This window comes from Peribacillus muralis (assembly GCF_001645685.2).
In the GTDB taxonomy this organism is placed as follows: domain Bacteria; phylum Bacillota; class Bacilli; order Bacillales; family DSM-1321; genus Peribacillus; species Peribacillus muralis_A.
This window is the reverse complement of the sequence record NZ_CP017080.1, coordinates 2,821,605-2,835,301: the sequence shown is the minus strand read 5'-3', so window position 1 is coordinate 2,835,301 and position 13,697 is coordinate 2,821,605. Positions and strand designations below refer to the sequence as shown.

The 13,697-nt window shown below is 43.0% G+C and carries 12 protein-coding genes; 10 read left to right on the top strand and 2 right to left on the bottom strand.

Going from position 1 to position 13,697, the window contains the following annotated elements; all coding sequences use genetic code 11:
• Nucleotides 1–35: 35 nt before the first annotated feature.
• From ABE28_RS13725 to ABE28_RS13715, 3 genes are all read left to right on the top strand, one after another.
• Nucleotides 36–1,490 (top strand): YfcC family protein, encoded by a 1,455-nt coding sequence (locus ABE28_RS13725; protein ID WP_064462868.1) that lies wholly within the window; start codon nt 36–38, stop codon nt 1,488–1,490.
• A 52-nt stretch (nt 1,491–1,542) separates the two neighbouring features.
• The gene (locus tag ABE28_RS13720) at nt 1,543–2,721 is read left to right on the top strand and encodes an amidohydrolase (RefSeq protein ID WP_257390587.1); all 1,179 of its coding nucleotides are present in this window, start codon (nt 1,543–1,545) and stop codon (nt 2,719–2,721) included.
• 228 nt (nt 2,722–2,949) lie between these two features.
• Nucleotides 2,950–4,371 (top strand): amino acid permease, encoded by a 1,422-nt coding sequence (locus ABE28_RS13715; RefSeq protein WP_064462866.1) that lies wholly within the window; start codon nt 2,950–2,952, stop codon nt 4,369–4,371.
• 245 nt (nt 4,372–4,616) lie between these two features.
• On the opposite strand, the gene anmK is transcribed toward ABE28_RS13715, so the two are convergent.
• Both anmK and ABE28_RS13705 read right to left on the bottom strand, forming a co-directional pair.
• Nucleotides 4,617–5,774, bottom strand: a complete 1,158-nt coding sequence (gene anmK / locus ABE28_RS13710) for an anhydro-N-acetylmuramic acid kinase AnmK (protein WP_064462864.1) — start codon at nt 5,772–5,774, stop codon at nt 4,617–4,619.
• Between the two features lie 44 nt (nt 5,775–5,818).
• Nucleotides 5,819–7,342, bottom strand: coding sequence for a glycoside hydrolase family 10-like protein (locus tag ABE28_RS13705; protein WP_156775950.1), 1,524 nt, complete (start codon nt 7,340–7,342; stop codon nt 5,819–5,821).
• A gap of 379 nt (nt 7,343–7,721) precedes the next feature.
• Here ABE28_RS13705 and murQ point away from each other — a divergent pair, with 379 nt between their 5' ends.
• The 7 genes from murQ to ABE28_RS13670 all read left to right on the top strand — a co-directional run bounded on the left by murQ (nt 7,722) and on the right by ABE28_RS13670 (nt 13,688).
• Nucleotides 7,722–8,615 (top strand): N-acetylmuramic acid 6-phosphate etherase, encoded by an 894-nt coding sequence (gene murQ, locus ABE28_RS13700; protein ID WP_257390586.1) that lies wholly within the window; start codon nt 7,722–7,724, stop codon nt 8,613–8,615.
• A 31-nt stretch (nt 8,616–8,646) separates the two neighbouring features.
• Nucleotides 8,647–8,952 carry a PTS sugar transporter subunit IIB gene (locus ABE28_RS13695; RefSeq protein ID WP_064462860.1) on the top strand — a complete coding sequence of 102 codons (306 nt, stop codon included), beginning with the start codon at nt 8,647–8,649 and terminating at the stop codon, nt 8,950–8,952.
• 50 nt (nt 8,953–9,002) lie between these two features.
• Nucleotides 9,003–10,292: a PTS sugar transporter subunit IIC gene (locus ABE28_RS13690; RefSeq protein WP_064462858.1), complete on the top strand. Its 1,290-nt coding sequence runs from the start codon at nt 9,003–9,005 to the stop codon at nt 10,290–10,292.
• A 73-nt stretch (nt 10,293–10,365) separates the two neighbouring features.
• Nucleotides 10,366–10,650, top strand: a complete 285-nt coding sequence (locus tag ABE28_RS13685; RefSeq protein WP_064462856.1) for a hypothetical protein — start codon at nt 10,366–10,368, stop codon at nt 10,648–10,650.
• 26 nt (nt 10,651–10,676) lie between these two features.
• Nucleotides 10,677–12,026: a 6-phospho-beta-glucosidase gene (locus tag ABE28_RS13680; RefSeq protein ID WP_064462854.1), complete on the top strand. Its 1,350-nt coding sequence runs from the start codon at nt 10,677–10,679 to the stop codon at nt 12,024–12,026.
• A 225-nt stretch (nt 12,027–12,251) separates the two neighbouring features.
• Nucleotides 12,252–12,581 (top strand): PTS lactose/cellobiose transporter subunit IIA, encoded by a 330-nt coding sequence (locus ABE28_RS13675; protein ID WP_064462853.1) that lies wholly within the window; start codon nt 12,252–12,254, stop codon nt 12,579–12,581.
• A 21-nt stretch (nt 12,582–12,602) separates the two neighbouring features.
• Nucleotides 12,603–13,688 (top strand): DUF871 domain-containing protein, encoded by a 1,086-nt coding sequence (locus tag ABE28_RS13670; RefSeq protein WP_064462851.1) that lies wholly within the window; start codon nt 12,603–12,605, stop codon nt 13,686–13,688.
• Nucleotides 13,689–13,697 lie beyond the last annotated feature (9 nt).

Genomic DNA, 13,697 nt, shown 5'->3' with positions numbered 1-13,697 from the left:
CCCCAAAAAGAAGAAAATATATTGGAGGGTCGAATATGGATAACCTACCTAACGAGCAAATCACATCCGAGCCGCTTAATCAGAAGAATAAGGTGCCTAACGAGCTAACCGAGTTACCCGAAAAAGGAATCAATCCTTTTGTATTGATGTTCATTGTCATTGTAATTGTAACGATATTAACTTATATTTTGCCTGCAGGTCAATATGAAAGAATTGAAAAAGATGGTAGAAGTGTCGTTGATCCGACGTCCTTCGAATTTATTGAATCTACACCAGTGGGACTATTGCAAATGTTCAGCAGCATTCATGCTGGAATGGTCGAAGGGTCATCGATCATCTTGTTTGTGTTTTTATTTGGTGGTGCACTTGGAATCATGCAGGCAACAGGTGCACTCGACTCATTCATTAAATTTGTAGCGGTCCGTTTCGGGACAAAAGAAAAATTGCTTATTCCGCTAATGGTATTGATCTTCGCATCATTGGGAACGTTGATTGGCTCAGCTGAAGATGCGCTCGTCTATATCGCGATCATCGTTCCGATGACGATTGCCTTGGGCTTTGACGCCCTTACAGGTTTTGCGATTGTCATCCTTGGAACTTTGGCAACGGGCTTCATTTCCGGGATCACCAATCCATTCAATGTAGGTGTCGCCCAAAGTATTGCGGAACTGCCCATGTACTCGGGAATGGGCTTGAGAATCGCAATCCTTGCAGTGTTTTACATCGTAACCGTTATGTATATATATTTTCATGCCATGAAAGTGAAACGAAATCCTGAACTAGGTGAATACGGGAAGTTCAGGCGTGAAGATCATACAATGGTCGATGATAACTTTAAGATGAGTAAACGACATTCTGCGGCGTTACTCATTTTATTGTTGAATTTTATCTTATTAATCTATGGTGTGATTAAATTAGGCTGGTATATCAGCGAAATTGGCGGCCTATTTTTACTAAGCGCAATCATCATGGGAATGATAGGAGGCTTATCTTCTTCCAAGATGGCCAATGGTTTTATTTCAGGAGCAGGTAGTATGGTTTCAGGCGCATTGATAATAGGCGTTGCACAGACGATCTTGGTCATCATAACAAGTGGCGGACTGCTGGATACGATTTTATATTATGCGGCAGGTTTGGTCGAGTATCTCCCGCCCGCCATCAATGCAATTGGTATGTTCATCGTACAAATGTTCCTTAACTTCATCGTTCCGTCCGGCAGCGGTCAAGCAGCTTTGACGATGCCGATCATGGCGCCGTTGGCGGATATAATGGGAGTGACAAGACAAACTGCCGTACTGGCTTTCCAATTGGGGGATGGGATATCCAATATGATATTCCCGACGTCTGGAGTACTTTTGGCCGGTCTTGCCGTAGCGGGAATCTCATTCACGAAATGGGTGAAATGGGTGCTTCCTTTCCTAATGATACAGATAATCGTGGCGATTATCTTTTTGATCATTGCCCAAAGCATTCAATATGGCCCTTTTTAGGTTTTTAAATATCAGAATTTTCAAAATAAATTATTCGAGGAGGCCTTTTATATTGAAACAGATACAGGCGACGATTCTAGATGATGTGATTTCGTGGAGGCGCCATTTTCATGCAAATCCCGAGCTTTCGTATGAGGAGCACGAGACTTCGGATTACATCTACAAGATATTGAGTGCCCTTCCACGGTTAGAGGTAACGAGACCTACTGCTACTAGCGTAATGGCGGTTCTCAAAGGAACGAAGAATTCAGCGCAAAAACCGTATACGATCGCATTTCGCGCAGATATCGATGCACTGCCGATCGAAGAAGAAACAGAATTGGAATGTAAATCGAAGAATCCTGGCGTTATGCATGCATGCGGACATGATGCGCATGCAGCGATGTTATTGGGTGCGGCCAAAATCCTTTCTGAAAAAAAAACCGTCATCAATGGGGAGATAAGGTTCATTTTCCAGCACGCTGAAGAGGTTTTGCCAGGGGGGGCTCAAGAGTTGGTGAAAAAAGGGGTCCTGGAGGGAGTCGATTTGGCATTTGCCCTTCATGTGACTCCTTACGAACGAACAGGGACAATATGTTTAAGGGATGGGGTGTTCTGTGCTGCAGCTGATGACTTTGAAATCAAAATCATTGGTCAGGGTGGACATGCTTCGACCCCTGAATTGACGATCGACCCGCTAATGATCGGCGCAGAAATGACAACCAATATTCAAAGCATCGTTTCCAGAAAGATTTCCGCTCTTAAAGCACCCGTCATTTCCATTACACAGTTTCACGCTGGAAGTGCGCTCAATGTCATACCGGAATATGCCGAAATCGGCGGTACGATTCGTTCCTTACATTCCGATAGCCGAGTGAAGGCAAGAGAGTACTTGGAGCAAATCGTCAAAGGTGTTGCAGATGCACATGGAGCAAGGTACGAATTGACTTGGCATCTAGGCTATCCAGCTGTAGTGAATGATCAGACAGCCGTTAATATTTCGAGAGCGGTAATGGGGGGGATATTCGAGGAAGAACAGGTCATCATCGTCGATGATCCTATGTTTGGAACAGAAGATTTTTCGGCGTTTTCCGAAATTGTTCCAGCTTCCATGCAATTCCTGGGGGTCCATAGTGATGAGCTTGGACAAGCTTACCCATTACACCATCCTAAATTTAAAATCGACGAAGGGGCATTGGAATATGGAGTGAGATATTTTGTCGGAATCGCAGATGAATTATGCGGTCGGTAACTAACAATTGAAAAGAAGCGGTGGCTTTACTCCCTGTTAGTCTTTTAACCGTTTCAAACGGACAAAGGATTGACATCATTATTTTCCTTTCTCCCTTAAAAAGCGGTGGACGGTGAGTTGCAGAACGAATCACGGCTGACAGCGATACCGAAGTGTCTCTGTTTTTCGATTCTTTTTAAGATAGTCAGGGAGAAGGTAGTTAATAGACAAGATAAGGACGTGGAAAATATGGGGAATGGACTGGGGAACGATGATCAACTGCAGCGCTCGATGAAGCGACGCCATTTATTCATGCTTTCGCTTGGCGGCGTCATTGGTACGGGGCTTTTTCTAAATGCAGGCTATACGATTAATCAAGCAGGTGCAGGAGGGGCGTTGATTGGTTATTTAGCGGGCGGTGTCATTTTATATATGGTCATGGTTTGCCTTGGCGAGCTGGCGGTTCATATGCCCGTTACTGGTTCCTTCCAAAAATACGCCGCTGAATATATCGGGCCTTCCGCGGGGTTTTCGCTAGGTTGGATGTATTTCGTCGGCTCGGCTGCCACAGCGGGAGTGGAGTTTACGGCAGCAGGAATCTTGATGAAGCACTGGTTTCCGCACGTACCCACCTGGATATGGTGTGCAGTGTTCATTCTGCTTTTATTCGCATTGAATGCTTTAACGACGAGAGGGTTTGCAGAGGCGGAATATTGGTTCTCCGGAATAAAAATCATTGCCGTCATCTTGTTCATCTTAATAGGAATCGCTGGCATTTTCGGTTTTATCTCTTTATCGGATCGTCCAACTCCATTCTTTGAGAATCTTGCTCCTTCCGGACTTTTCCCGGCAGGGGGAGTAACGATTATCTTCGTCACGATGATGAATGTGATATTCTCATATCAAGGCTCGGAACTGATCGGAATTGCAGCGGGGGAGAGTGAAAAACCGGAAGAGAATATCCCCAAGGCGATTCGCAACGTCCTTTTTAGGATCATCGTCTTTTATATTGCGTCCATCATCATCCTTTCTGCCATATTCCCTTCTTCGGAATTGGGCTTATTGGAAAGTCCTTTTGTTACCTTGATGAAGATAGCGGGGGTACCTTATGCTGCAGGCATCATGAATTTCATCATTTTAACGGCGATCCTTTCCGTTGGGAATTCATGTCTTTATGCCTCCACACGCTTGCTTTGGGCGATGGCTCATGATGGAATGGCACCAAAGGTATTCGGTTCATTATCCAAAAGGAAAGTGCCCTTGAATGCCCTTTTATTCACGATAATGTTTTCACTTTTATCGTTATTAACCAGCTTCATGGCAGCTGATACCGTATTCGTATTGCTCATGTCCATTGCGGGCATTTCCGTCACGATTTCGTGGATGGGGATTGCCTTATCACAATATATGTTTCGCAGGAAATTCATAAAAGCGGGAGGGAAAACGGAGGAGCTGCAATACAAAGTACCTTTTTATCCATTTGTACCATTGTTTTGCTTAGCCTTTTGCTTAATGGTATTAATCTTCCTTGCTTTTGATCCGACGCAACGGGTGGGGTTGCTTTATGGGATCGGGTTTTTAGTAGCCTGCCTATTATTCTATAAGCTCAAATTGGCAAAAAACATCCCGCCGACAATGAAGATGGAAAACGGGAATGAGAAAATTATGTAGCCTTACAAAATAACCCGTTTGCAAAGAGGCATTTTGCGAACGGGTTATTCTCTATCTAAGTGTATATCATGAAGGATTTCATGGCTGTAGCAACTGGCGCGAATAGAAGGTATTTTTGCCATCCAGGACTTGCTTTTCATCATACTCGCCTATGACAGATGTCCCGGAACAGCATGAGAAATTCCCCTAAGATCCTTTTCCTAGGGGGATTTTTGTATTTTTTCAGCTCATACCTTTATGTTTCTTCATCTACTACCTTTTAAAGGAGGGAAGGTGATGTTTCCAAGGATGACAGCTTTTTTTGCTCCTGTGGCGCTGGGGACATTACTTGGTTTGCCATGAAACGTCTCATTTGCAAGCAAGGCAAATGCGATAGCTTCTTTAGCTTCAGATGAGAATCCCAATTCTTCCTGCGTGAGGACTGTAACGGAATCTCCTAGCAATGACTGGATCATTTCGATTAATGTGTTATTGTAACTGCCGCCGCCACCGATGATCACTTCTTCTATTTCCGTTTTCGGCAAAATGAAGGCCCGATAGTTCTCAACGATCGACTTGGCGGTAAACATCGTTACTGTCGTTAAGATGTCTTGCCCAGGAACCGTTTCGAATTTTTTTAATAGGTTTTCAACATATTGCTTGCCGAACAATTCCCTGCCTGTTGATTTTGGCGGATGGCTCATTATATAGGGATGGCTGAGGCAATGGGATAAGAGCTCTTCATTAACGTGCCCCTGCTTCGCTATTTCCCCCCCTTCATCATATTTCCTATGAAACAACTGGCGACATACTTCATCAATGATCATATTTCCCGGCCCGGTATCAAAGGCATACATGTCATCTAGGGTGGCCTGCTTGGGAAGGACTGTCACATTACCGATCCCCCCAATATTTTGAAGTAATCTTCCCTTCGATTCACTTCTGTAAAGAACATATTCGGTATAAGGTACGAGCGGAGCCCCTTGACCGCCAGCGGCCATATCCATTGTGCGAAAATTGGATATGACCGGTGTGTTCGTTTCGTAAGCAATCACTGCGGGCTCCCCAATTTGGAGGGTTGAGGGAACCATGTTCTGTTCCTGCAAGGGCTGATGATAAATCGTTTGCCCATGGCACCCTATTAAATCCAGATCCTTCAGAGGCAGTCCGGCTTTTTGGCAAACTTCCTTCGTTGCCTCTGAAAATAATTTCCCTAGCTTGAAATTCAAACTGCAAATCAATTGCACATTGGAGGTATTGACGGATAAAGACTGAATGATTTCTTCTTCCACATCTTTAGGAAAAGGATGGGTAATGAAATCAATCATTTCAGTTTCCGTTTTCAGGCCACGATTATTCATGCGAACAAGTGCTGCATCGATACCATCCAATGATGTTCCGGACATTAATCCTACTATGTACATGGTCATGTCACCCACTTTTGTTAGTTTTATAAATTTGAGGGATGTTATCTTACTTTAATGGTAATCTGATTGGCTTGCTTGCTTTCGTTATGAGTACGGTCCAAGGCCGTCACTACATATGTGTAAGTTTGCCCTTTTTCGACGGTGCGATCGTTAAATAGTTGGTCTTTCGCTTCTTTACGGACTGTAGCCAGTAGGTTCTTTGGTTCCGCAATATTTCCTTTATGCTTCCCATTGAAACGATATATGGCATAATACGAAGCATCTGAATGCTTGTGGTCGCGAATTTCGAATTGGATTGGGGCACCCTTTTGTTTTGCCTTTCCAACCTGGGGAGCTTTAGGTGCTTCATTATCTATCCAAGGCATCGATGGAACCAAAGCTGGATAGCGATAAATGTCTTCACGCAGCCGGTCCGCTATCCCAAGTGGGTTCTTCCGTAAATCTTTCGCACTGAAATGCATGCTGCCATCGAACTCCTGGAAAGATCGATTTAATTTTATCTGGTTCGGCAGTTCTTCCGGATCAAACCAGTTTTGCACCTCGTTGGACTCTGTATTGATTTTATAATCCGCTTGTCCAATATAAAGCTGCACATTCTTACCTTTGACTTCTTTAGTCCACCATTCAAGAAGCTTCGCATAGTCAGCTACAGGCAGCCCTATATTCCAGTATAATTGAGGTGCAATGTAATCGATGTAGCCATGATTGATCCATGTTCTTGTATCGGCATATAAATCATCATAGTTGGTTTGCCCGGCAGCGGTGTCTGAGCCTGTCGGATCAATTGCTTTGTTACGCCATACTCCAAACGGACTGATACCAAACTTCACATATGATTTTTCCGCTTTGATGTGTTCATTGATATGTTTAACTAGATTATTAACATTATCCCTGCGCCAATCTTCTACATTCGAAAACTCACTTGCCCCATATCTTTGATAGGAAGCTTCATCTGGAAAAGGTATGCCGGCGATCTTATATGGGTAGAAATAATCGTCCATGTGAACCGCGTCAATATCATACTTCTTTACAACTTCCATGATACCGTCAATCACGAACTGCTGTACTTCAGGGATGCCTGGATCAAAGTATAATTGCTGACCATAGGGGATGACCCAATTCGGATGCAGCCTGGCTGGATGGGTTTCTGGCAGTTTATCAAGATCCGAGAGTTCAGCCGTCTTCCCTAAAGGCATGGTGATTCGATAAGGATTGAACCAGGCGTGAAATTCCATATTTCGTTTGTGGGCTTCTTTGATCATGAATGAAAGGGGATTGTATCCTGGATCCTTTCCTTGAACACCTGTTAAATACTGTGACCAAAGCCCATAGCGGGAAGGATAAAAAGCATCGGCCGTCGGTTTGATCTGCATGACGACAGCGTTCATCCCCATTGCCTTTTGTTCGTCCAAATACTTCATGAATTCTTCCTTCTGGGCCGTAACGGACAAGCCGGGCTTGGAAGGCCAGTCGATATTTAACACACTTGCAATCCAAGTGGCACGCAATTCCTGCTTTACATAGGCAGTTTGGGGAGAGGGGGAGTGAGCTTCTGCTCCTGCCATCAGGTTTGAGGGAAGGAGAAGTGATCCTCCCACCAAAGCAGTCAGCGCCAATGAACCTAGTTTTCTCTTTGTCATAATTTCATTCATCAATCGTACAACCTCTTTTCAGCTTCTAATTTTTTATATGATTATTTGTAAGCGTTAACAAATAATGAATATACATAGTTCACCTAAGCCATGACAAGGAATGCCTGTTAAAAAAAGTGAAAGCATATGAAGCGACAACTGTAAGCAGGAAGCCAGGAAATAACATAATATCGATGTATTACGCTTATTTTAAAATTAATTTTCAAAAATGTATATACTATATTGAAATTTATTTTTAGTAGTGTTATATTCTTTTTAGAGATTCAACAGCATCATTACAGAAATAAAAAGGATGATAGGCATGTTAGAGCATTTAACGACAGAACGTCGAAACGAAAAGACCATGAGTTTGGATGAAATGAAAACGATGGAATTTTTAGAAGTGATGAACGAGGAAGACCTGAAGGTTGCACAATGTGTTAAAAAGGAAATTCCGCAAATTTCAAAGGCCGTGGATATGATTGTTTCTGCGATGAATGAGAAGGGCAGATTGATCTATATGGGTGCCGGAACGAGCGGACGCATCGGTTTGTTGGATGCCGTGGAATGTCCCCCTACCTTCAATACTGACCCAGGGGAAGTGGTGGGTCTTATAGCAGGAGGAGAAAAAGCTTTCATTAAAGCGGTAGAAGGTGCGGAAGACAGCTTTGAATTAGGTCCTGAGGATCTAAAGAAAATCGAATTAACAAGTGAAGATGTAGTTGTCGGCATTGCGGCAAGCGGGCGTACGCCATATGTTATTGCCGGTCTTGAATATGCCAATTCAGTTGGCGCAGGCACCATCTCAATAAGCTGTAACAAAGGTTCAGAGATAGGGAAAATCGCCAAAGTTGCCATTGAAGTCGTTAACGGTCCTGAAGTACTGACTGGTTCAACACGATTGAAAGCGGGAACGGCCCAAAAGCTCGTATGCAACATGCTTTCCACAGCTTCAATGGTGGGCATCGGGAAAGTTTATGGGAATTTAATGGTGGATTTACAGTTGACAAACGAAAAGCTGGTCGAACGGGCAAAACGGATTATCATGGATGCCACCGACTGCAGTTATGACGTGGCAGATGAATATTTAGCAAAGGCACATTCACAGCCTAAAATTGCCATCGTGATGATTTTAACGAATGTTTCATATGAAGAAGCTGCAAATCGTTTGGAAAAAGCACGAGGATTCATCAGAAAAACGATCTAAGCTTTTAATAAAAAATAGGGAGGAATAAATGATGAAGGTATTATTCGTATGTTCAGGTGGAATGTCAAGTGCAATCGTTGTAAGCGCTTTAAAAAAGGAAGGCGAAAAACAAGGTATGAACATTGAAGTGTTAGCAGTGGGCACGCAGGAATTCGATTCAGAGGTTCGAAACGGCTGGGATGTTGCCATGGTGGCACCTCAGGTAAAGCATCGTTTTGACGGCTTCAAGGCTTCCGCAGATGATGCGGGAGTGCCATGTGAGGCGATACCCGCTCAAGCTTACAGCCCTCTTGGCGGCCCTAAGCTCTTGAAACTCGTAACTGAACTAGTAAAATAATCAACGATTGAGGGCTTCTTATCTATTTTAAGTAAAAGGGGAAAACAACCATGGACAAGTTTGTAGCGTTTTTAGAAAATAATCTTTCAACTCCGATGGCAAAACTGTCTGAGCAAAAGCATTTACGGGCAATTCGGGATGGAGTGGTTTCTGCGTTGCCATTCATCATCTTTGGGAGTTTGTTTTTAATCATTGCTTTCCCGCCTGTTTCAGCAGACTCGGCTATAGGTGAATGGTCAGCAAAACACATTGCGGAAATATTGATTCCATATCGGTTAACGATGTTCATCATGACGCTTTATATAACATTTGGTATAGGCTACAGCTTATCCCAAAGCTATAAACTTGATCCATTATCAGGAGGGCTACTATCACTGGCCGCCTTCTTGTTCACAATCGGCGTAAAAACGATGGAAGACGTGGGGTTTGTGCTGCCGATGACAAATCTCGGAGGCCATGGTCTATTTGTGGGAATGCTTGTATCCATTTTTGCCGTGGAAACCTTGCGGCTATGCAAGACGAAAAACATCACCATTAAAATGCCGGATTCGGTGCCAACATCAGTGGCCCGTTCATTCGAAGCATTGATACCGGTTACAATCGTCCTGCTTGTCATGACGTTGGTTACAGTCGTCTTTGCTGTTGATTTACATTCCCTTGTCGATAAAGCGGTTGCACCATTGATTAGTGCAGGTGATACTTTGCCAGGTGTATTGGTTCCGGTGTTCTTGATTACATTCTTCTGGTCGTTTGGCATTCATGGCGTGTCAGTTGTGGGCGCCGTTGCCAGGCCGGTTTGGGAAGTGTACTTAGCGAATAACTCCGCAGCGGTTGCAGCTGGAAAGGCAATTCCGCACATAGCTCCTGAAACATTTTTCCAGTGGTTCATCTGGATTGGAGGGTCTGGTGCAACATTGGGCCTTGTCATCGCTATGCTCTTAACGGCAAAATCGTCTTACAGTAAAGCGATGGGGAAAGCTACGATCGTCCCAAGTATTTTTAACATCAATGAACCGGTTATTTTTGGAATGCCCATTGTACTGAACCCAGTATTGATCATTCCATTTATCATAACCCCACTGATTGGTGCAACACTTGCGTATATCGCAACATCCATTGGGCTAGTGAATCCAACCTATGTCATGGTTCCTTGGACCTTGCCTGCTCCAATAGGCGCCTACCTATCAACAGGCGGTGATTGGAGAGCGATCATTTTAGTAATGGTCAATTTAGCAATCTCGGTTATTATATATCTGCCATTCTTTAAAATGTACGATAAAAAGCTTTTGGCGCAGGAAAACACGGTAGAAACAACGGAAAATAAAAAAATCGCTTTATAAGCACTATCTAAAAAGGAGTTTGGATCAATTGCTCCAGACTCCTTTTCTTATTATAAGGAAAGGGAGGATAAACATGAATTCAACATCCAGAATTCACTTCTTCAGTTACAAAAGTGCCTTTTTCTTTTTCAGTTTCATTCTTGTTTTTAATTTTATCTTTAACGCAATGATGAATGCCCTCGGTATGGATAAGCAATTATCCCTCTACTTAGGAAATACATTCGCGATAAGCGCAGGGTTGACGATGGTTATATGTTTGGTTGAAGGTAAGTTTAAAAACAAGAAACAGGCGTCACTATTATTCCTGTCTTTACTGGCAGTCAGCGTCGTTGTTTGTTATGCAATCATCTTTGCATAAAAGCTTTAGAAAGAGGTGATGGGAAAATGAATGAGTCAAAAGGGTTGAAGATAGCCACCATTGGAGGCGGATCCAGTTATACACCGGAATTGATAGAAGGTTTCATTAAACGTTTTGATGAGCTGCCCATTAAAGAACTTTGGTTAGTGGACATTGAAGCAGGAAAAGAAAAGCTTGAGATCGTGGGGAGTTTGGCTAGGAGGATGGTTGAAAAAGCGGGAGTGCCCATGGAAATCCATCTTACATTGGATCGACGTCAAGCCTTGCAAAATGCAGATTTTGTCACTACGCAAATGAGGGTCGGCTTACTCGATGCACGAGTGAAAGATGAACGGATTCCATTGGAACTAGGACTGATCGGTCAGGAAACGAATGGGGCTGGTGGTTTGTTTAAAGGACTGCGGACGATACCCGTTCTCCTTGAAATCGCTGAGGAAATGCAAGAGCTATGCCCGGACGCATGGTTGATTAACTTCACAAACCCAGCTGGAATGGTAACGGAAGCACTTCTCCGCTATAGCAGCCACAAAAAGGTCATTGGAGTATGCAATGTGCCGTTTAATATGCATTTGTCCATTTCCAAAATGCTGGGTGTGGAAATGAAAAGAGTACATATAGACTTTGCGGGACTGAACCATATGGTTTTCGGAATTCATGTATTCGTTGATGATCGGGAAGTGACCAATGAAGTGCTTGAAATGCTCGCCAATCCAGAAATTCAATTGACGATGAAGAATATTGCCCCGCTTCCTTGGAACAGGAGATTCCTGAAATCATTAGGTGTTGTACCCTGCCCATACCATCGTTATTATTACAAAACAAGTACCATTTTAGAAGAAGAGTTGGAAGCATTCAAATCAGGGCAAACCCGGGCTGAAATTGTCAAAACATTGGAAGAAGGCTTGTTTGAGCTATACAAGGATGATGCCCTTGCCATCAAGCCGCCACAATTGGAGCAGCGTGGCGGAGCATACTATAGCGATGCTGCCTGTAATGTCATATCTTCCATTTACAATGACAAAAAGGACATTCAAGTTCTGAATGTGAAAAACAATGGTGCTCTTGCCGAAATCGACTTTGAATCCGCTGTCGAAGTAAGCTGCATCGTCACCAAAAATGGACCCATCCCAATGACAATGGGAAAACTGCCTGTCCAAATACTGGGCTTGATTCAGCAAATTAAATCGTTTGAAAGAATGGGCGCTGAAGCAGCTGTTACAGGCTCCTATGACAAAGCTTTGCTTGCATTAACCATAAACCCGCTGATCCCCAGTGATGATCTGGCTGAAGCGGTTTTGCAAAAGCTGTTGGCGGCGCATGAGGAGCACTTACCACAATTCTTCACTGACAATGCTTTGTTGAACAACCAAGGCTAAATCCAATCCTTCCCGGACGGCGTGTGGACTTCAACCCTTTCCTAGTTAAAACGAAACGCTTTAAAGTTGATTGGAGCGGCGGATCGAGTGAGCCCTTTGGTTACGCGAGCATTGGAGGGGAAATTCAACCACACCGCATTATTTGGTGAATGGTAGCAAAGCATGCGAATACAGCTTAATGAAAACACAACTTACAATATTGAACATATACGGGAGTGTGTAACTATGTCAACTGAACTGAACAATAACGAAATGGAAATCTTCGAAATCATATCACATAGCGGAAATGCGAGAAGCCTGGCATTTGAAGCCTTATCGGAAGCGGAAGAATTTAATTTTGAAAAAGCGGATGAATTGGTTAAACAAGTTCAGGAAGAATTGAATTTGGCTCATAAAACACAAACGAAGCTAATTCAAGCTGAATTGAACGGAGTTCCAAGTGAAAAGACTTTATTGATGATTCATGCGCAAGATCACCTGATGACGGCATTGAGTGAACAAAAGTTGATTGAACATATGATTCGGATCATAAAAAAATTATCCCCACAACAGTAAATAAAGATAGAGGTGAAACAAATGGGCAAACTAGGTATTTCCATCTACCCAGAACATTCAACCGTAGCAAAAGACATGGAATACATTGCATTGGCACATAAGTACGGTTTCAAAAAGATTTTTACTTGCCTGCTATCCGTTGAAGGCGATAAAGAGAAAATCATGAAGGATTTCAAAGAAACGATCAGCTTTGCCAACCAATTGAATATGGAAGTGATGGTGGATATTGCGCCGCGGGTTTTTGGAACTCTGGGCATTTCTTACGACGACCTATCATTTTTTTCTGAATTAGGTGCATATGGAATTAGGCTGGATATGGGCTTTACAGGGAATGAAGAATCGATCATGACACATAACCCATATGATTTGAAAATTGAAATAAACATGAGCAATGCAACGAATTATCTGGATAATATCATGAATTACAAACCGAAAAAAGGTAACTTGGTTGGATCACACAACTTCTATCCTCATCGTTATGCAGGATTGAGCTATTCACATTTTGTGAAATGCTGTCAAACCTTCAAAAAACATAACATTCGCACGGCAGCCTTCATTAGCTCACAAGCGGCCACGTTTGGCCCTTGGCCTATAACAGAGGGGCTATGTACTTTGGAGATGCACCGGGAATTAGCGAGTGCTACACAAGCGAAGCACCTGTTTGCAACTGGATTAATAGATGATGTAATCATTGCAAATGCCTATGCATCTGAAGCGGAATTGAAACAGCTTAGCTTGCTGAATAGTGGATTGTTAACATTCAATGTGGATCTTCATGAAACGATAACGGATTTAGAGAAAAAAATCGTCTTGGAAGAATTTCATTTTTACCGTGGAGATGTGTCCGATTATCTTATTCGTTCGACTCAATCTCGCGTCAAGTATAAGAATGAGGAATTTAAACCGACATTCACGCCGGATATTAAACGCGGAGACCTTTTAATCGAAAATGAGCTGTACGGACAATATAAAGGTGAATTGCAGATTGCCTTGAAGGATATGAAAAACTCAGGAAAAACGAACGTAGTGGGCCGTATCACTGAGGAGGAAATTTTCCTTTTGGATCATTTGGAGCCATGGGGTAAATTTCAATTCAGTTTGAATTAGTCGTTTAAA

Bases quoted from the DNA above. Each gene is read 5' to 3' on its own strand.
- ABE28_RS13725 (WP_064462868.1), top strand. From the start codon at position 36: ATGGATAACCTACCTAACGAGCAAATCACATCCGAGCCGCTTAATCAG.
- ABE28_RS13715 (WP_064462866.1), top strand. From the start codon at position 2,950: ATGGGGAATGGACTGGGGAACGATGATCAACTGCAGCGCTCGATGAAG.
- anmK (WP_064462864.1), bottom strand. From the start codon at position 5,774: ATGTACATAGTAGGATTAATGTCCGGAACATCATTGGATGGTATCGAT.
- ABE28_RS13705 (WP_156775950.1), bottom strand. From the start codon at position 7,342: ATGGCAGGAGCAGAAGCTCACTCCCCCTCTCCCCAAACTGCCTATGTA.
- murQ (WP_257390586.1), top strand. From the start codon at position 7,722: ATGATAGGCATGTTAGAGCATTTAACGACAGAACGTCGAAACGAAAAG.
- ABE28_RS13695 (WP_064462860.1), top strand. From the start codon at position 8,647: ATGAAGGTATTATTCGTATGTTCAGGTGGAATGTCAAGTGCAATCGTT.
- ABE28_RS13690 (WP_064462858.1), top strand. From the start codon at position 9,003: ATGGACAAGTTTGTAGCGTTTTTAGAAAATAATCTTTCAACTCCGATG.
- ABE28_RS13685 (WP_064462856.1), top strand. From the start codon at position 10,366: ATGAATTCAACATCCAGAATTCACTTCTTCAGTTACAAAAGTGCCTTT.
- ABE28_RS13680 (WP_064462854.1), top strand. From the start codon at position 10,677: ATGAATGAGTCAAAAGGGTTGAAGATAGCCACCATTGGAGGCGGATCC.
- ABE28_RS13675 (WP_064462853.1), top strand. From the start codon at position 12,252: ATGTCAACTGAACTGAACAATAACGAAATGGAAATCTTCGAAATCATA.
- ABE28_RS13670 (WP_064462851.1), top strand. From the start codon at position 12,603: ATGGGCAAACTAGGTATTTCCATCTACCCAGAACATTCAACCGTAGCA.